At 58.9% G+C, this 17,678-nt stretch carries 18 protein-coding genes; 4 read left to right on the top strand and 14 right to left on the bottom strand.

What is annotated here, in order from left to right; genetic code table 11:
- Positions 1-48 precede the first annotated feature (48 nt).
- From pilQ to KI610_RS01125, 5 genes are read right to left on the bottom strand one after another with little or no spacing between them, the layout of a single operon-like run.
- Positions 49-2,232 (bottom strand): type IV pilus secretin PilQ, encoded by a 2,184-nt coding sequence (pilQ, locus tag KI610_RS01145; RefSeq protein WP_226496898.1) that lies wholly within the window; start codon positions 2,230-2,232, stop codon positions 49-51.
- A complete protein-coding gene (locus KI610_RS01140; RefSeq protein WP_226496897.1) occupies positions 2,229-2,774 on the bottom strand; it encodes a pilus assembly protein PilP in 546 nt (181 codons plus the stop codon). The genes pilQ and KI610_RS01140 overlap by 4 nt, the downstream gene beginning before the upstream one ends.
- Positions 2,771-3,454 carry a type IV pilus inner membrane component PilO gene (pilO, locus tag KI610_RS01135; protein ID WP_226496896.1) on the bottom strand — a complete coding sequence of 228 codons (684 nt, stop codon included), beginning with the start codon at positions 3,452-3,454 and terminating at the stop codon, positions 2,771-2,773. The genes KI610_RS01140 and pilO overlap by 4 nt, the downstream gene beginning before the upstream one ends.
- The gene (locus tag KI610_RS01130; protein ID WP_226496895.1) at positions 3,451-4,020 is read right to left on the bottom strand and encodes a PilN domain-containing protein; all 570 of its coding nucleotides are present in this window, start codon (positions 4,018-4,020) and stop codon (positions 3,451-3,453) included. The genes pilO and KI610_RS01130 overlap by 4 nt, the downstream gene beginning before the upstream one ends.
- Positions 4,017-5,102 (bottom strand): pilus assembly protein PilM, encoded by a 1,086-nt coding sequence (locus KI610_RS01125; protein WP_226496894.1) that lies wholly within the window; start codon positions 5,100-5,102, stop codon positions 4,017-4,019. Before KI610_RS01125 ends, KI610_RS01130 begins: the two co-directional genes overlap by 4 nt.
- Before the next feature lie 242 nt (positions 5,103-5,344).
- Between KI610_RS01125 and KI610_RS01120 the strand changes: the two genes are divergently transcribed.
- On the top strand, positions 5,345-7,579 hold the full coding sequence (locus tag KI610_RS01120; protein WP_226498488.1) for a penicillin-binding protein 1A: 2,235 nt from the start codon (positions 5,345-5,347) through the stop codon (positions 7,577-7,579).
- On the opposite strand, the gene cyaY is transcribed toward KI610_RS01120, so the two are convergent.
- The gene (gene cyaY / locus KI610_RS01115) at positions 7,580-7,897 is read right to left on the bottom strand and encodes an iron donor protein CyaY (RefSeq protein ID WP_226496893.1); all 318 of its coding nucleotides are present in this window, start codon (positions 7,895-7,897) and stop codon (positions 7,580-7,582) included.
- 41 nt (positions 7,898-7,938) lie between these two features.
- Here cyaY and lptM point away from each other — a divergent pair, with 41 nt between their 5' ends.
- The 3 genes from lptM to KI610_RS01100 are packed head-to-tail and all read left to right on the top strand — an operon-like array spanning position 7,939 to position 9,730.
- Positions 7,939-8,100: an LPS translocon maturation chaperone LptM gene (lptM, locus tag KI610_RS01110; RefSeq protein WP_226496892.1), complete on the top strand. Its 162-nt coding sequence runs from the start codon at positions 7,939-7,941 to the stop codon at positions 8,098-8,100.
- On the top strand, positions 8,097-9,359 hold the full coding sequence (lysA, locus tag KI610_RS01105; protein WP_226496891.1) for a diaminopimelate decarboxylase: 1,263 nt from the start codon (positions 8,097-8,099) through the stop codon (positions 9,357-9,359). Before lptM ends, lysA begins: the two co-directional genes overlap by 4 nt.
- A 5-nt stretch (positions 9,360-9,364) precedes the next feature.
- Positions 9,365-9,730: an RNA-binding S4 domain-containing protein gene (locus tag KI610_RS01100; RefSeq protein ID WP_226498487.1), complete on the top strand. Its 366-nt coding sequence runs from the start codon at positions 9,365-9,367 to the stop codon at positions 9,728-9,730.
- Between the two features lie 39 nt (positions 9,731-9,769).
- Here KI610_RS01100 and KI610_RS01095 read toward each other — a convergent pair whose 3' ends face one another.
- The 8 genes from KI610_RS01095 to KI610_RS01060 all read right to left on the bottom strand — a co-directional run bounded on the left by KI610_RS01095 (position 9,770) and on the right by KI610_RS01060 (position 17,616).
- Positions 9,770-10,657: an AEC family transporter gene (locus tag KI610_RS01095; RefSeq protein ID WP_226496890.1), complete on the bottom strand. Its 888-nt coding sequence runs from the start codon at positions 10,655-10,657 to the stop codon at positions 9,770-9,772.
- 85 nt (positions 10,658-10,742) lie between these two features.
- Complete coding sequence (gene hslU / locus KI610_RS01090) at positions 10,743-12,083, bottom strand: ATP-dependent protease ATPase subunit HslU (RefSeq protein ID WP_226496889.1); 1,341 nt, start codon at positions 12,081-12,083, stop codon at positions 10,743-10,745.
- The gene (gene hslV, locus KI610_RS01085) at positions 12,080-12,616 is read right to left on the bottom strand and encodes an ATP-dependent protease subunit HslV (RefSeq protein WP_226496888.1); all 537 of its coding nucleotides are present in this window, start codon (positions 12,614-12,616) and stop codon (positions 12,080-12,082) included. Before hslV ends, hslU begins: the two co-directional genes overlap by 4 nt.
- A gap of 12 nt (positions 12,617-12,628) precedes the next feature.
- On the bottom strand, positions 12,629-13,933 hold the full coding sequence (locus KI610_RS01080) for an STAS domain-containing protein (RefSeq protein ID WP_226496887.1): 1,305 nt from the start codon (positions 13,931-13,933) through the stop codon (positions 12,629-12,631).
- 45 nt (positions 13,934-13,978) lie between these two features.
- On the bottom strand, positions 13,979-14,743 hold the full coding sequence (locus KI610_RS01075; RefSeq protein WP_226496886.1) for a metal ABC transporter permease: 765 nt from the start codon (positions 14,741-14,743) through the stop codon (positions 13,979-13,981).
- Positions 14,733-15,311, bottom strand: coding sequence for an ATP-binding cassette domain-containing protein (locus tag KI610_RS01070; protein ID WP_226496885.1), 579 nt, complete (start codon positions 15,309-15,311; stop codon positions 14,733-14,735). The genes KI610_RS01075 and KI610_RS01070 overlap by 11 nt, the downstream gene beginning before the upstream one ends.
- Positions 15,308-16,204, bottom strand: coding sequence for a metal ABC transporter substrate-binding protein (locus tag KI610_RS01065; RefSeq protein WP_226496884.1), 897 nt, complete (start codon positions 16,202-16,204; stop codon positions 15,308-15,310). Before KI610_RS01065 ends, KI610_RS01070 begins: the two co-directional genes overlap by 4 nt.
- A gap of 8 nt (positions 16,205-16,212) precedes the next feature.
- Positions 16,213-17,616: an OprO/OprP family phosphate-selective porin gene (locus KI610_RS01060; protein ID WP_226496883.1), complete on the bottom strand. Its 1,404-nt coding sequence runs from the start codon at positions 17,614-17,616 to the stop codon at positions 16,213-16,215.
- Positions 17,617-17,678 lie beyond the last annotated feature (62 nt).

The following is a 17,678-nucleotide window of genomic DNA, read 5'->3' as shown; positions in this document are numbered from 1 at the left end:
AAAACAGGGCCGGCATCGCCGACCCCGTGAGTTTCCGATGAATCTCGATCAGTCGAATCGCATCTTGTCGGAAATCACACGTGGAGTAATGAACACCAACAATTCACGACGTTTTCCGGTGTCATTCTTGTATTTAAACAGCCACCCGAGGAATGGTATATCACCCAGCAACGGCACTTTATCAACCGTATTCTGGGTATCGGTGATAAATACGCCACCGATCACTACTGTTCCACCATTTTCGACAACAACATTAGTCTCCACGATTGAGCTCTTGATTGGCGGATTCAGGAATCCATTTACGCTAACAGCTCTCGTCCAGTCCGGCTCTTCTTTTTTTACAATCAAGTTCATTCTGACTGTTCCCTCTGGAGTTATCTGAGGAGTCACTTCGAGCGACAATTTTGCTGGTTTAAAGCTAACTGTATATGTCGTAGATCCGCTGGATGCCTGCGCAGTTATGTATGGAACTTCCGTACCATCCTCAATTTTTGCCTTTACGTTGTTAGCCGTTATCACCCTTGGGCTGGAAATGATTTTTCCTATCCCATCCGACTCCAAGGCTGCAAGTTCAACATTGAGGATTCGTGTTATCGAGGAATTGAACAGCGAAAATGCAAGCGCCCCTCCGGTAGAAGGAACCGGCAAATTTACACCGACCATCGAATTTTGTACCAGAGTAGCGGGAGTGGTCGTCGTAGTCCCTCCCGAAGTCGTAGTTATCGCGGGGGTCATTTTGCCACCGGCAACGTTGATGCCTGTACCTAAAATCTCGCTTGACTTGGAATTTATCAGGCCCAGCTTTGCGCCAATCTCCCGCTTAAAACTATCCTGGGCTTCAACAACCCGCGCTTCAATCAGCACCTGCCTTGCGGCAGTATCGATCGAGCGAATAAATGTACGAATTTCCTCAAGCTTGCTTGGTATGTCGTTGACGAAAATAATATTCGACTGTGGATCAGCAACCGCACTCCCTCGCTTGCTCAGGATGCGCTGGGCAGCGATATTCACCCCAGCCGCCGGAACTGGTGCAGCTCCAACACCGGTCAACGGCAAACCAGCCAGCAATCTCGCCACGTCGGCTGACTTTTGATAATTCAACTGGAACTGCTCCAGCTTGAGCGGCTCAAGTTCGCTGATCTGTTGCTTTGATTCAAAATCCAGTTTTTCGCGGGTAGCAATTTCATCGCGCGGGGCAATCAGGATAATATTGCCCTTTTTCCGCATATCGAGACCCTTTTGCTGGAAGATGATGTCGATTACCTGATCGGCGGGCACATCCTTCAGCACCAATGTGGTCGTCCCAGTCACTGTTTCACTGATAACCGCATTGAGATTCAGTTCTTCGGCCATCAGGCGCAACAGCGCACGCACGTCACCATTCTGATAATTGATGCTTACCCTTGGCCCTTGATAGCCAACCTTCGCACCTTGAACCAGCTTGTTGGGATCTTCAACAATCTGTTTAACTTCAACAATAAACTGGTTGTCACTTTGATATGCGTTGTGCTCCCACAAGCCTTTTGGTGAAATAATCATCCGGACATTGTCACCAATGACCTTGGTTTCAACTGCAGTGACAGGCGTGGCAAAATCAGTGACGTCAAGCTTGCGACGCAAACGATCTGGCACCGTTGTTTTCATGAAATCGACTACGAGATTGGCCCCCTGCTGCCTTATATCTATTCCGGTACCCGTATCACTCAGATCAACGACAATCCGCCCCTCACCATCCTTACCACGACGGAACATCACGTCGCTTACGGAGTGCTTCGAGCCAACCAGGCTCTCCTCGGCAAAACGGGTAGTTCGTTGCGCAGCGGAATCTGCCAAGCGTTCAATCGGAGTAAGGGTGACGTAGAGCGCCTTGCCATCAAGCCGCGTCTTGTAATTCATGTTCCTTACGAGATTAAGCACTACCCGAGTGCGATCCCCGACTTGAACAACATTCATGCCGCGCAAATCACCCTGATTGAATATCTGGCTGGTCTTACCCAAACCATTTGCGGTTGACTGAAAATCAAGCGCAATTTTTGCGGGATTTGCCACGCTAAACCCCGGAGGCGGGGAAGCTAGCGGCTCCTTCAAATCGATCCGGAGAGCGATTTCATTTCCCTGTTGCGCAACGTTAACTGCCTCGATAGTGTTTGCTGTTGGTGCTTCCGCTCGCACAGGAGACGACAAAGCAAGGCAGGCCGAAGCTACAGCCATCGCATAGGTAATAAATTTCATTTCTTGCTTCCCTCCTTGCTCTGCAGGTAGAGCGAGCTCTTGCGCTCAGTCCAGTCCCCAGCAGAATCCTGAATCAATTCGCGCAGTTGAACTTCCGTGTCCGAAATCTGCGTCACCATACCGAAATCAAGACCCAAATAATCTCCGACCTTGACTTGCTTAACCTTGTCTTCAACTTGAACAACAGCCATTGGTCGCTTGTTGACATTCATGTAACCGATCATTTTCAACGATTCGATCGGATATTTTTCAAGCAGGCTGTTACGAACCTCTCGAGCCTCAAAATCAGGCTGAAATGCCCCCCCTTTGCCGGCAACCTGTTTGTATTTGGACTCTGGCTCGATCTTGTTCGGCTTGAACGGATCAATCGTAGCCTCTACATCGTAGGGGACTGGCTCATAGGGTTTAACATCGGGCAGTTTGGGTATATTGCCGCGCATGTCTTGGGTGTTTTCAGCCATCCATTGTTTTAACTCTTCGTGATCACCACCAGCACAAGCGCTGAGGAGAGCACACAGGGCGATGAGCAATATTCGTTTCACTTCTTCGCTCCTTGCGCAGCCTTCTTCTCTTGATCGGCCTTCTTCTGCTTAGCTATCTCTTCCTCATCCAAATAGCGGAACGTCTTTGTTGTGGCGTCCAGCGAAAGCTGCCCCCCCTCCTTGACGGGCGCAACGGAAATATTGTTCAGGGTGACAATACGAGGAAGCTTGGCAATATCGGCCGCAAACGCCCCGAAGTCATGGTAGCTTCCGTTAATCTTTACGGTAATCGGCAACTCTGCGTAGAAGTCCTTGACCTGCTCCTGACCTGGCTTGAACAACTCGAACTGCAAACCGCGCCCAAGACCGGCTTGGTTCACCTCGATAAGCAGCGCCTCGATTTCCGATTTGTCCGGCAATTGCTTGAGGAGCGCGCCAAACGAACGATCAATTTCAGCAAGTTGCTGGATATAAAGATCAAGATTGACTGCTTGGCGTTTTTTATCAAGATACTGCTGCTTAAGCGTTTCCTCTTCTCGTTGCTTGGTGTCGAGTTCGGTCAACTGGTCATTCCAGACAAACCACCAACCGGCGAGAAGAATGGCGGCAAACAACCCTATCAAAACACTTATTTTTGGAATTAACGGCCATGCACCCGGATCATTCGGGTTCATTAGCCGAAAATCATCGGCCATGGACTGAAAGTCAATTTTGGGCAACGAAATACTCTTGGCGTTCACTTTTTCACCCTCCCGTCTTCAGGCTTGACTCGGGTGAGAATGAAGGTCATGCCAAATTCGTTGATCCGGCGTCCGTTAATCACAACCGCCTTGCTTTCTATCAGTTGCGGCGCTTCCAACCACGGCGAGGCATCCAGATTGCGCATCAGCGCCGAAATACGGGCATTTGACTGAGCATGGCCAGTGATGTTGACCTTCAGTCCATCCTGTTTTAGTGACTTGAGGTAAATACCTTCTGGCACCTGTTTGACGAGCTCACTCAGCAGATAAACCGTTTCACCACGATCGCGCTGCAGGTTTTCGATAACCTGCTTGCGAGACAGCAGAGCTTGGGTTTGCTCTTTCAAGCGCTTGATCTGGTCAAGCTGCTTGTCAAGCACGGCTATTTCGCTCTTGAGAAAGTTGTTCGAGTCATCCTGATTGCTTATCGCACTACCTATCAGGGTGTAGACCGCGAACACAATCAGCGCACCGAGCACCGAAACCAGCCCAGCCAAAACAAAAAACTGCTCGCGTCTGGCTTTTTTTGCCTCTTCGCGATGTGGAAGGAGGTTGATACGAATCATGATGGATCGAACCTCCGCAGTGCCAGGCCACAAGCGACCATTAGCGATGAGGCGTCAGCCAGCAAACTTTTTGCCCGAACGCGGTCCGAAAGAACCATGTTAGCGAAGGGGTTGGCGATCAGCGTATTAACTTGTGTTCTTGTGGCAACGACCTCGTCGATACCAGGGATTACTGCACAGCCCCCAGCCAGAACAATGTGATCAACCTGATTGTATTGGGTCGAGGTGAAGAAGAATTGCAGTGCCCGAGAAACCTCAAGTGCCAGATTCTCCATGAACGGGTTCAGCAACTCGATTTCATAACCTTCCGGCAGATTACCTGCCCGCTTCGCAGCCTCGGCATCTTCGTAACTCATGCCGTAGTGGCGGGCGATATCCTGAGTCAGCATACCGCCACCGAACGCCTGTTCGCGAGCGTATACCTGCTGACCATTGCGCAGCACCGTCAGGTTCATGACGTTGGCGCCCGCATCAATCAAAGCAACAACCTGATTCTTTCCTGATTCTGGCAACTGGCGCTCGATCAACTCAAAAGCAGCCAAAGCCGCAAACGACTCGACATCAACGACAGTTGCCTTCAGACCGGCAGAGTCCGCCACCGCGACACGATCTTCGACACGCTCTTTCTTGGACGCGGCGATCAGCACTTCAAGCTCATCAGGCACCGCCGGAGCTGGACCGATCACCTGATAGTCGAGATTTACCTCATCGATCGCAAATGGAATATATTGATTGGCTTCGGTTTCAACCTGAGCCTCAAGCTCTTCATCGCGCAATCCAGCCGGCACGATGATTTTCTTGGTGATGACCGCTGAACCCGGCAAGGCCATCGCGACATTGCGGGTCGATGTACCCATTCGCTTCCAGGCACGCTTGACGCAGTCGACAACGCCATCCAGATTGGCGATATTGCCATCGGAAACCGCGTCCTTGGGCAACACCTCAATGGTGTAGCGCTCAACGCGATAGCCGTCTTTCCCATTGGCGGTCAGTTCAACCATCTTGACGGCGGACGAACTGATGTCCAAACCGAACAAGGAACGCGCCTTGGGATTTAACAACGCTGAGATATCTAAGCCCACCCAGACCCCCAAAAAGTCCTTACGGAATGCGAAGTTAGCAAAATAACCAATAATTCACTTCAGATGCTAACAATAACATCTAGGCATGTAAAGCAATTTCACGGCGCCGATTTACCCCAGCGTATAATCCGCGCAACTCCCATTTCACCCATCAGACCACCGTGCCCTCCTTACCTTCGGCGCTGCGCCTAGTTATTTACCCTGTCATATTTTTGATCGGCCTTGTTGCCATCGTAGTGGCGATGGCGTTGATTGTTCTTGTCCTGACCTACCCCAACCTGCCATCGCTTGAGGTACTAACCGACTACCGGCCAAAGATACCTTTACGTGTGTACACCGCCGACGGATTCCTGATCGGCGAATTTGGCGAGGAGCGCCGCGCCGTGGTGGCGATCGCAGACGTCCCGGCAGTCATGAAACATGCAATCCTGGCGGCCGAGGATGACCGGTTTTACCAGCATGGCGGCATCGACTACACAGGCGTCGTGCGAGCAATTGGTGCCAACCTGGTCGGCGGCGGCAAACGGCAGGGTGCCTCGACTATTACCCAGCAGGTTGCGCGCAACTTTTTTTTGACTGGCGAAAAAACTTACACCCGCAAGCTTTACGAGGCCCTTCTTTCCTTCAAAATAGAAAGCAACCTCTCGAAGGACCAGATTTTCGAGTTGTACATCAACCAGATTTTCCTTGGCCAGCGCGCTTATGGTTTCGCGGCAGCATCCCAGATTTATTTCGGCAAACCACTAAAAGACATATCGATTGCCGAAGCCGCGATGCTGGCTGGACTACCCAAGGCGCCGTCGGCCTATAACCCGATCGTCAATCCGAACCGCGCCAGGCTTCGGCAGCATTACGTTCTGCGCCGGATGCGCGAACTGGGCCATATCACCGAGACACAGCACGAAGCGGCACTCAAGGAGCCGCTGGTCGTCAAACGCGAACTGGCCGAATATGCTGTCCACGCCGAATACGTAGCCGAAATGGCCCGGCAGATCGCTGCCGAGCGTTTTCCCGACGAGGTGTACTCGCGCGGCATGAAAGTTTACACGACGGTGATCAAGGCCGAACAGGAGGCTGCCTACAATAGCTTGCGCAAAGGGGTCATGGACTACGACCGGCGGCACGGCTACCGGGGCGCCGAATCCTATCTCGACATGAAGGACATCAAGTCTGACCAGGACGAGGCAATCGATGAAGCACTGCAGGACATCCCCGATGCCGGGGATCTGATTCCGGCTCTGGTTCTGGCGGCCGACGCCAAACACATCAAGGTTTATCGCAAAGGAGGGGAGGTCGTAAATCTGACCGGCGATGCCATGAAATTTGCCGCCCGGATGCTCGATGACAAGGCGCCGCCAAACAAGCGGCTCAAGCGCAGCGCCATCGTTCGCCTGCAAAAAGATGACAAGGGTAGCTGGCAGATCAGCCAGCTACCGGAAGTCGAGTCTGCTTTCGTTGCGGTCGACCCGAAAGATGGGGCCATTCGTGCCCTGGTTGGTGGCTTTGATTTCAACCGCAACAAGTTCAACCATGTCACTCAGGCTTGGCGGCAGCCGGGTTCCAGCTTCAAACCCTTCATTTACTCCGCTTCGCTGGAAAAAGGTTACGGCCCCAATAGCGTCATCGCCGACGAGCCTATCGTCATCCCGGCCAGCCAGACCGGCGCCGCCGCCTGGGAACCGCATAACTACGACGGCAAGTACGAAGGCCCGATGCGCATGCGCACGGCGCTGGCCAAGTCGAAGAACATGGTTTCGATTCGCATTCTCCAGTCTATCGGCACGCATTACGCCCAGGACTACTCAGCGCGCTTTGGTTTCGATGCCGCCAAGCATCCGCCTTACCTGACCATGGCTCTCGGCGCCGGGTCGGTCACGCCGTGGCAGATGGTGACTGCCTATTCGGTCTTCGCCAACGGTGGCTTCCGGGTCAATCCCTTCGTCGTCCGCGAAATTCGCGACGGCGGAAATCAGGTGCTGGCTCTATCGGCGGCGACCGAGGCCGGCAATGAAGACTCCCGCGTCATCGACCCGCGCAATGCCTTCATGATGGATGCCATGCTGCGTGACGTCACCATCTACGGCACAGCCGCCAAGGCGTCGGCGATCCTGAAACGACATGATCTGGCCGGCAAGACTGGCACGACCAACGAGTACCTGGATGCCTGGTTCTGTGGCTATCAGATGACGGTTAGTGGATGTGCATGGATCGGTTTTGACCAACCGAGGAAACTTGGCGACAAGGAAACTGGCGGCTCCGCGGCGCTGCCGATCTGGATTGGCTATATGAGCCGGGCGCTCAAGGATGTACCGACGCTGCTCCCGCAACCACCGGAAGGATTGATAGCCACCGGCGAAGGCCGGGAGCGGAGCTACATCTACGCCGAGAATGCGGCGAAGGAGAAACCACCGGAGGAAGAAGCCCAGGAAACCGCTCCGTTGCCGACTCCGGACCTCAGCGCACCACCAACCGACTGATCAGCGCAGTTGGATCGTCTCGCCGGCCTGCTGGCTGGCGAGCGTTGACAGTTTTTCCATCAGTTCGGCGGCATCGCGGGTATCGCGCCAGACAGTGCCGTCCCAGCGAAAATGGAAACCGCCCGAACGCGCGGCGACCCAGATTTCCCGAGCGACTCCATGGCGGTTGACGATGATCTTGCTGCCGTCGTCAAACTCGATTTCGAGCACGCCGCCAGCCGCCAACTGGCAGTCCACATCCGCCCCGCTGGCTTCGAGCGCCGCATCGATCCTGGCCAGCGTCGCCTCGGCCAGGGTGTTGAATTCCTTGTCATCCATCGTGTGCTACCATCCCGCTCTTCGCTGACAGCGCCCCGAACATGTCCAGAATCGCCGCCTTGCTGATTATCCTGAGCCTTGCTGCCTGCGGCATGAAAGGCCAACTTGAACGGCCACCCGGCCCGGCGTCTGAACCGCTGCTTGGCAACGCCAAGCCAGCCGCCAAGAATGTTAGCACGACCACCAGCCCCAAAGCCCCATGACCCAATTTGCCCTTAAAAACGGCGTGCTGCACGCCGAATCCGTCGCCCTGCCCGCTATTGCCGATCAATTCGGCACGCCGGCCTACGTTTATTCCCGCTCCGCGCTGGAAGCCTCATTGCGCGAATTCCATGACGTTCTCGGCGGCCATCCCGCTGGCCAAGGCGCGTTGGTCTGCTACGCCGTCAAAGCCAACTCCAATCTCGCCATCCTCAATGTCTTCGCCCGCCTCGGCGCTGGCTTCGACATCGTTTCCGGCGGCGAACTGCAACGCGTGCTGGCCGCTGGTGCCGACCCGAAGAAGGTCGTTTTCTCGGGCGTCGGCAAGACGGCTGACGAGATGAAGCTTGCGCTCGAAGTCGGCATTTTCTGCTTCAACGTCGAATCCGCCGCCGAGCTGGAACGCCTCAACGACGTCGCCGGCCGGAGCGGCAAGAAGGCGCCGATCAGCCTGCGCGTCAATCCGAACGTGGACCCGAAGACGCACCCGTACATTTCGACCGGCCTCAAGGGCGCCAAGTTCGGCGTCGCTTACGACAACGCACTGGCGCTCTATCGCCGCGCCGCTGCCTTGCCGAATATCGAAGTCGCCGGCATCGACTGCCACATCGGCTCGCAACTGCTCGACCCGTCACCGTTTGTCGAAGCGCTCGACCGCATTCTGGCCCTGGTTGACCAGATGGCGGCCGAAGGCATCCACATTCATCACCTCGACCTCGGTGGCGGCCTTGGCATCAAGTACAACGCCGAACAGGTACAGCCGACCGTCGCCTCCTACCTGACGCCGCTGCTCGACAAGCTGGCCGGGCGCGGCTTGCAGGTCGTCCTCGAACCCGGTCGCCGGCTGGTTGGCAATGCCGGCCTGCTGCTCACCCGCATCGAATACCTGAAAGAAGGTGAAGCGAAGAATTTCGCCATCATCGACGCCGCCATGAACGATCTGATGCGGCCAGCGCTCTACGAGGCCTGGCACGACATCCTGCCCGTCGTCCCGCGCACTGGTGCTGCCACCGAGTACGACGTCGTCGGCCCGGTTTGCGAAACCGGCGATTTCCTCGGCCAGGCCCGCCCGCTCGCCGTCGAAGCCGGCGATCTGCTGGCCGTGATGTCGGCCGGCGCCTACGGCATGGCCATGGCCTCGAACTACAACACTCGGCCACGCGCAGTTGAAGTGATGGTCGATGGTGACCAGATCCACGTCATTCGCCAGCGCGAAACGGTCGAGCAGCTTTACGCCGGTGAGTCCCTCCTCCCGAAGTGAGCGGTTTGCGCGTCGATAAATGGCTGTGGGCAGCACGTTTTTTCAAGACGCGCTCGCTGGCCAGCGACGCGGTCAGCGGCGGCAAGGTGAAGGTCAATGGCGCGACCATCAAGCCGGCGCGCGAGATCAAGGTCGGCGACCAGCTCGACATCGCCAATAGCGAAACGCGCTGGGAAGTGACGGTCAAAGGCCTGTCCGACAAACGCGGCCCGGCGCCGGAAGCCCGGCTGCTTTACGAAGAAACACCGGAAAGCATCAGCGCCCGCGAAACGGCGCGTGACAGCCGGCAGTTTGTTCAGGATCCCGCCGCCGTCATCCACGGCCGGCCGACCAAGCGCGACCGGCGCCAGATGGACCGTTACGGCCGGTAAATCGGCATTGCTACGGTCAACCGGAAAAAACGGCCAAAATCAAAGCACGTAAGCCAGCGCCAGCGGCAGGAAAAGCAAGGCCGCCAGATTGCCGATCAGCACGATCGACGCCACACGCTGTGGTTCCTGCTTGTAGCGCTCGGCGAACAGGAAGTTGAGCACGGCCGGCGGCAGCGCACCGAAGACGAACAGCATCGCCGCATCCCGGCCCTGCAAGCCGAGCAACTGAATGACACCGGCTGCGATCAACATGCCGGCCACCGGTCGCAACACAGCGCTGCCCACCGCCACCTTCCATTCGCTGAACGACACGTCGGTCATGCGCACGCCGAGCGAGAAGAGCAGCAGGGGCACGGAAACGTCGCCGAGCATCTTGATGGCGATGACCAGCGGCGTCCAGATGGGGATTTTGATCAAGGCCACGGCCAGCCCGGCGATGGCGGCAAACACGACGGGGATGCGCCACAGCGTCAGGATGCGCGTCGTCGGATCGAGCAGACGGGCGCCGAACGAAAAATGCAGCGTGTTCTCGACCATGAACAGAATCACCGCCGCCGGCAACGCCGCTTCACCCCAGGCCAGCACGGCGAGTGGCAGGCCGATGTTGCCGGAGTTGTTGAACAGCATCGGCGGCACCAGCGTTTTTGCCTGGATGCCGAATAGCCGGGCAATTGGCCAAGCGAGCAGGCCGCAGGTCGCCAGAACGAGAAAGCCGCCGAGGGCCAGCGGCGCGTAGGCGGTCAGGTCGAAAGACTTGCCGGCCATCGCCGCGAAAACCAGAGCCGGCACGAAGACGTCCATGTTCAGCCGGTTGGCCACGGCCATTTCCGGCTTGTGCTTGCGGCCATAGAAATAGCCGGCGGCCACAATCCCGAAAATGGGAAAGAGGATGGCCAGCAGACGGAAACTCAGGCTTTGCTCGTCCAAACGGAGGGCCTCGAACGGGGATAGACAATAAACGGGATTGTGCGGGCAGCGTTGCCACCCGCACAGTCGGGAAAGCCCTTAGCGCTTACAGGACGTAGCGCGACAGATCTTCGTCGGCGGCGACTTCGCCGAGCTTCTCGTTGACATAGGCGGCATTGACCAGCACCTTGTCCAGACCGACCTTGCCGGCATCGAACGAGACTTCTTCGAGCAGTTTTTCCATCACCGTATGCAGGCGGCGGGCGCCGATGTTCTCGGTCCGCTCATTCACCTGGAAGGCAATTTCCGCCATACGGCGGATACCATCGTCGGCAAACTCGATCTGCACGCCTTCGGTTTCGAGCAACGCCTGATACTGCTTGGTCAGGCAGGCGTCAGTCTGGGTCAGGATGCACTCGAAATCGGCCACCGACAGCGAATCAAGTTCGACACGGATCGGGAAGCGGCCCTGCAGCTCGGGAATCAGGTCGGATGGCTTGGACAGATGGAAGGCACCCGAGGCAATGAACAAAATGTGATCAGTCTTGATCATCCCGTACTTGGTCGACACCGTCGTGCCCTCGACCAGCGGCAGCAGATCGCGCTGGACGCCCTGGCGCGAGACGTCGGCGCCCTGCATTTCGGAACGGCTGGCGATCTTGTCGAGTTCGTCGAGGAAAACGATGCCGTTCTGCTCGACGGCCTTGACCGCCTCAAGCTTGACGTCCTCGTCATTGACCAGCTTGGCGGCTTCCTCATCGGTGAGCAGCTTGAGCGCCTCCTTGATCGGCAATTTGCGCGACTTCTTCTTGCCGCCGCCGATGTTCTGGAACATGCCCTGAATTTGCTGGGTCAGCTCTTCCATGCCAGGCGGCGCGAAGATTTCGGCCTGCATGCCCGGTGCGGCGACTTCGATGTCGATTTCCTTGTCGTCGAGCTCGCCTTCGCGCAGCTTCTTGCGGAATTTCTGGCGCGTCGTGTTATCGCTTGCGGTCGACTCGGAATTTTCGGCAAAAAAGTTGGGACCGCGCGCCGTTGGCAACAGCACGTCGAGGATGCGCTCCTCGGCGGCATCTTCGGCGCGAGCGCGCATGGTCTTCATGGCCCGTTCGCGATGCGACTTGATGGCCATCTCGACCAGATCACGGATGATCGTTTCGACATCGCGGCCGACGTAGCCGACCTCGGTGAACTTGGTCGCCTCGATCTTGATGAAGGGTGCGTTGGCCAGACGAGCCAGACGGCGGGCGATTTCGGTCTTGCCGACACCGGTCGGCCCGATCATCAAGATGTTCTTCGGTGTGATTTCCTGACGCAACGGCTCGGCCACCTGCGAGCGCCGCCAGCGGTTGCGCAGGGCAATGGCGACGGCCTTCTTGGCGTTCTTCTGCCCCACGATGTGCTTGTCGAGTTCGGAAACGATTTCCTGCGGCGTCATCGCGCTCATTCCAGCACCTCGATCGTGAAATTTCGGTTGGTGTAGATGCAAATGTCGCCGGCGATCTCCAGCGACTTGGTGACGATCTCGCGCGGCGCCAAGTCGGTATTTTCCAGCAAGGCACGCGCGGCGCTTTGCGCATACGAGCCGCCTGAGCCGATGGCGACGATGCCCTGCTCGGGTTCCAGCACGTCACCGTTGCCGGTGATGATCAGCGAAACCTCCTTGTCGGCCACTGACAGCATGGCTTCCAGCCGGCGCAGGGCGCGGTCGGAACGCCAGTCCTTGGCCAGCTCGACGGCCGAACGCAGCAGGTTACCCTGATGCTTGTCGAGTTTGGCCTCGAAGCGCTCGAACAGCGTAAAGGCATCGGCCGTGCCACCCGCGAAGCCGGCCAGGATGCGACCGTTGTACAGGCGACGTACTTTCCTCGCGGTAGCCTTGATGACGATGTTGCCGAGCGTGACCTGACCGTCGCCAGCCATGGCGACGGAATTGCCCCGGCGCACCGACAGGATTGTCGTGCCGTGATATTGCTCCATGATTTTTCCTGATTAAGACTTGGGAACGAGAATGCGCGCCTGCTTGTTGAGGCCGACCACGGCCATCAGCTCGGCGACCAGATGATTCGGGCTGCGAATGACGATGTCGCGCCCCGCCGCCTTATACGGCGCCAGACGATTGACCAGTTGCCCGGCCGAAACGAAATCGAGCCGGCGCACGCCGGAAAAGTCGATGATTGGCTGTTCGACGCCCTCGATGACAGCGACCAGCTCGTCAAAGCGGCAGCCCTTGAGTTCGCCCGACAAATAATAGGCGTCGTCAGCCGGGCGAGCCGTGGCAGCAGAGACCGCGGGGGTGACGGCAGCCACGCGCGGCTCCCACGACGGTGGGGACAACTCGAAGGTCACGGCGTAATCGACGGCTCGCTCTTCGAACGCATCCTGCGTGCCATGCCGCTGGAGCAACTCCAGCAACAGGCGCCAGGACGGCTCGTGGGCGATATCGCCGGCGACCATGCGGCTATTCAGGCGATCAATAAATACATCCGTACCACTGAGCACCACCGACAACCTGGTCTTTCTGGCCCGGCTCAGCAGATCGGCCAGTTGCCCGGCCACCTCATCGTCGCAACCGATCAGCTTGGTGCAATCGACGGTGACCTGCGCTTTTTGTTCAATCAGTTTGGCCAGCTCGCTGACCGGCAATGCACCTTCCACGGTCAACACGCCCTGCAGGAATATCTTGCGCGGACCGACTGCGCCGGTGGCCTGTTTGGCGGCGGGCGACTCCTGCAACCAAGTGGGCGGCGACATTTCGCAGGCTTCGGCGTAATCGGCACCGAGTTTTTCGAAAGCAGCCCGCTCGCCGGTCGCCTGCAACAGGTCGAACAGCAGGAGCCAGAAACGCCGGCCTTCCCGGCCGTGGTAGGAGCGCACGAAGGTCTCGAGCAGCGAGCGTGCGGCGCCGTCCTGACCGTTGGCATAAAGAACGACAACCTGCTCGACACAGGCTTGCAGCGGGTCTTCGTCGTGATTGACGTCGATCCCCATGACGCTGGATTCGGTGAAATCGTCGCTGTCGAAATCGTCAATGCTGAAATCGGAATCGGCAGCCAGTGGCGCCAAGGGCGCTACAGGTTTCCCCTCAGGCTTGCGGGCGGCGGGTGCCGGCTGGGGCTTGGTCGGTTTGCCGGGGGTAAATTCCAGATCCGGCAGCGGCTCAGGCAGCGGCTTGGCTTGATCCTCGGGCGGTGCTACTGGCGCCTTGGCCTCGGGCAGCGGGTCCGGTGCACGCGGACGGGCGGCCGGCCGTTCGGGCATCTTTTTGTCCTGCTTCTTGAAAAAGGAAAAAACCATAACCACTCCGCACGCGGGGGAGTAGTTTTAGCATGCCCTCGGACTTCATGCAACGAGCAAGCCTACTAGCACCAAGAGGAGAGCCAGAACCGGTCCGAATGGCTGATCCAGCCCGAGCGCCAGGGCAAAAGCCGCGACATAGGCCAGAACGCCGATTCCCAGGGCCCAGCGCAAGCCGGAGCGCCAGTTGGCAGCGCGGCGGAAGGCCAGCCACGGCGGGATGAAGACCAGCGCGAAGGCGCCCATGACGCCGAGGCTCATCGTTGCCATGGCCAGACTGAGCGCCGCCAGCAGATCGAAGCCGACCTGAGTCGGCCAGGCCGGCAGGCCGCGCAAGCGAAAGAGGTCGGGATAAACGCGGGCCAGCAACAAACGGGGCGACAAGCTGCGCAGGGCGAGCAGGGCTACGAGGCCACCGATGGCGACCGGCCAGAGCTGCTCGCTACCGGCAAAGTAGAGCTGGCCGTCGAACAGGGCATGACCAAGGCGTTCGGCCATCGGAGCGTTGGCGGCGAGCAACACGGCTCCGGCCCAGCCGGTCAGCAGCAATAGCGCATCGGAGGCACCGCCGGACAAGCGCCGGGCAAAGAGGCGCCGACCGGCCCCGGCCAACGCCGCCGTCGCCAGCCCGCCGAGCACCGGCGCCATGCCAGCGACCAGGGCGAGCAAGGCACCGGCCGCAGCGACATGCGAATAGGCCAGCGCCGCCAGCCATTCGTCGCGCAGACGCAGGTAGCAGCCAAGCACCGGCAGCACGATGGCGCAGGCCAGGCCGGTCAGGAAAGGAATCAGGAAAAGTTCAGCCGACATCGTGACCTCTCAATGCGATTACGCGGTCACAAACGGCCTCGACGAAGGGCGTGTCGTGGCTGACGACGAGGATGCCGGCGCCGGCCGCTGCCCGGTCGCGCAGGTGTTCGGTCAGGTGGGCAACACCGGCCACGTCGAGGTTGTTGGTCGGCTCGTCGAGCAGGACCAGATCGGCCGGTGCTTGCAGAACGGCCCACAGCGTCAGGTAGTGGCGCTGGCCGCCGGACAGTTTGTCGAGGCGGATGTCGAGGCGATCGGCCAGCCAGGCCGGCAGGCCGACGGCACCGGCTCCGGTCAGCGCCAGCAATTCGCGGCCGGACAGGGGCATGCCGACGACCGGCGGTACGTCCTGGCGCTGCAAGGCCAGGCGGAGGCCGGGACGTTGCTCGATGCGCCCGGAAAAGACCTTGGCCCGCCCGGCAAAAGCCGCCAGCAACGTGCTTTTGCCGACGCCGTTGGGGCCGGTCAGACCGACGATTTCGCCGGCCGCAATGGTCAAATCGAGCGGCTGGGTCGCCGGCCGCTGCCAGCCGACGACCAACTGCTCAGCGCGGAGAAGACTGCTCACCGCACTCCTTTCAACAGGCGTTGAACGGTGTCGTCGAACAGGCCGAACAAGTCCTTGGCCTCGGGCGTGCCGCCCACCGTGTAGGGCAGCAGAACAGCCGGCATGCCGGTCTTTCCTGCCATCCACTGACTTGGCCCTTCCTGCTGATAGGCGGCGCACAGCACCATTTTGGCCGGGGTGCTCTGCTGGCGGGCCAGCAGGCTGGTCAGATGGCCGCTGGTCGGCTCGATGCCCGGCTTCGGTTCGAGTGTGCCGACTTCCTTCATGCCCAGCCAATTAAGCAAATAGACGAAAGATGCGTGGTGGACGAGCACCGGCGCACCCTTGAGCGGCGCGGCTTCTTTCTGCCAGCGCGCCATCGCGGTCTGCCATTTGCCGGCGAAAGCCTGGTAGCCGGCCTGATAGGCAGCGGCATTGGGCGCATCGAGTTCGGCCATGCGTGCCGTCAGCGCCTCGCCGACTTTCAACACATTGCGCGGATCGAGGTGGGTGTGCGGATTGCCGGCAGCATGGACGTCGCCGTGAGCGCGGTCGAGCGTCGCCGGAACATCAAGGCGATTGACGAAGCCGGCCGCCTCGAAATACCCCGCCTGACCGGGCTGGATGCCGGAATTCCCGGAGTCACGAATGACCAGCGGCAACCAGCCGATTTCCAGATCGGCGCCGGCGGCGATGAGCAGATTGGCCTGCCGGGCCCGCGCCAGCAGCGATGGCTTGGCCTCGATGCGGTGCGGGTCCTGGAAAGCGGTGGTCGCGGTGTAGACCGTGACCTTGCTGCCGCCGATTTCCTGCGCCAACGCGCCCCATTCCGGCACGGTGGCGAAGACCTTGAGGTCGGCCTGGGCGGTTCCCACGGTCAACCCGAAAAAACAGGCAAAAATGAAATGTTTCATGGCGGCTCCTAGAACTTGTGCGCGCCGTGGGCGCCCAGGCTCATGACGTACTGCAATGTCAGCTGATTGTCGGTGATGCCCAGCATCGACTTGTCCTGCGCGAGTTGCAGACGAACACGCGAGAACTCGCTCCAGCTGTAATCGACCATGACCGACGCCTTTTTCGGCCGATAGCTGTCGACGACCAGATTGGCCGCATTGGCGCCGAAATCGCGGGTGCCGCTGTCGAGTTGCTCGTAACGCAGGCCGGCGCGCCATTGCGGGGTGAACTGGTAAACGCCCTGAGCGTACCAGCCGGACTGGCGGGTTTTGTAGGCGCTAACTTGACCATCGCAACTCACCGTTGCGCTTGCGTCTTCTGGCGTTGCACAAGTCAGATCACCGTTCTCCTGGCGGCTGAAATACTCAGTCTGAAACTTGAAGTTCTGATATTTCGGATTGCCGTTTGGCGCCCATTTCCAGACAAAATCAGCCAGCCAGGTCGATGAGTTACCGGAAAAAAGTCCTTCAACTTCGTCATCCACGGTACCTGCGAAATGTGCTCCCCGAGCACTGGCCTTCGTTTTCAAATACGACACCCCGGCTCGCCAGTCGTTGGAAACGCCAACATCGCCGCCAATGTGGGCAAAAATCGCCCCAGCCCCGGCTCCATTCTTGTTGCGATCCGTTCCCGGGAAGTTGGCGCCACGGCCAACTTCAGCTCCGAACTCAAGGAAAACCGGCGTCGGTGCCAGCCATTTGAACTGCAGGCCGTCCTGCGCGTAACTGGCGTGGTCGCCGAACATCGCCCGATACATGAGCGGCGCATCGGCGAAATCCCACATGTGCGGGTGCTGCTCGTTGAGGTAGCCAATGCCGGAGCGCATACGCCCGCCCTTGAGTCCGACGCCATGGCCGATGGCGAGCGACTGGAACCAGGCTTCCTCGACCTCGACTTCGCCGTCGGCCAGTGCCAGAATCGCCTGCCCGCGCCAGTAGGGGTCGATGTTGGCAGCCAGCACCAGCTCGGTGTGCTCGACCGAAAACCCGCGCTTGTTGATACCCTCAATCGCGCCAGCGCCATGATCGTGGCCGCCCGCCGGCACAAAACCGGTGATGCCGCGCTCGGCTACGTCCTTCATGCTCTTGTACTGCCCCTGAAGAATCAGCGACACCTCGGGATTGAAACCGCTGGCGCCCGTCGCGGCAGGGGCGACCGGCCGGCTGTCGACTTCCGGTGCGGCCGGCTTGGCCTGGGAGGTAGCCCGGGATTCAGCCTGAACCAGCTTCTGTTCGAGCGCCGCAATGCGTTGCTCGTAGGTTTTTTTTATGTCGTCGATCTGGGCGCGAATGGCCGCCAGATCGGCATCGGATGCGGCTTGCGCGCCGCACGAGGCGGCCATCAAGGCCGCCATGGCAAAAGACTTTTGCATGGGAATTTCCTGAAATTGCGTAGCAAGCGGCCGACCGTGGGAATCCCACGGTCAACCGGAAA

The organism is Ferribacterium limneticum, assembly GCF_020510565.1.
GTDB classification, from domain to species: Bacteria; Pseudomonadota; Gammaproteobacteria; order Burkholderiales; family Rhodocyclaceae; genus Azonexus; species Azonexus limneticus_B.
This window is presented reverse-complemented; position numbering and strand designations above follow the sequence as displayed.

Coding starts and splice junctions, on each gene's coding strand:
- KI610_RS01130 (WP_226496895.1), bottom strand. CDS start 4,020: ATGATTCGTATCAACCTCCTTCCACATCGCGAAGAGGCAAAAAAAGCC.
- lysA (WP_226496891.1), top strand. CDS start 8,097: ATGACCCAATTTGCCCTTAAAAACGGCGTGCTGCACGCCGAATCCGTC.
- KI610_RS01120 (WP_226498488.1), top strand. CDS start 5,345: ATGGCGTTGATTGTTCTTGTCCTGACCTACCCCAACCTGCCATCGCTT.
- hslV (WP_226496888.1), bottom strand. CDS start 12,616: ATGGAGCAATATCACGGCACGACAATCCTGTCGGTGCGCCGGGGCAAT.
- pilQ (WP_226496898.1), bottom strand. CDS start 2,232: ATGAAATTTATTACCTATGCGATGGCTGTAGCTTCGGCCTGCCTTGCT.
- KI610_RS01080 (WP_226496887.1), bottom strand. CDS start 13,933: ATGGTTTTTTCCTTTTTCAAGAAGCAGGACAAAAAGATGCCCGAACGG.
- lptM (WP_226496892.1), top strand. CDS start 7,939: ATGTCCAGAATCGCCGCCTTGCTGATTATCCTGAGCCTTGCTGCCTGC.
- hslU (WP_226496889.1), bottom strand. CDS start 12,083: ATGAGCGCGATGACGCCGCAGGAAATCGTTTCCGAACTCGACAAGCAC.
- KI610_RS01065 (WP_226496884.1), bottom strand. CDS start 16,204: ATGAAACATTTCATTTTTGCCTGTTTTTTCGGGTTGACCGTGGGAACC.
- KI610_RS01060 (WP_226496883.1), bottom strand. CDS start 17,616: ATGCAAAAGTCTTTTGCCATGGCGGCCTTGATGGCCGCCTCGTGCGGC.
- cyaY (WP_226496893.1), bottom strand. CDS start 7,897: ATGGATGACAAGGAATTCAACACCCTGGCCGAGGCGACGCTGGCCAGG.
- KI610_RS01075 (WP_226496886.1), bottom strand. CDS start 14,743: ATGTCGGCTGAACTTTTCCTGATTCCTTTCCTGACCGGCCTGGCCTGC.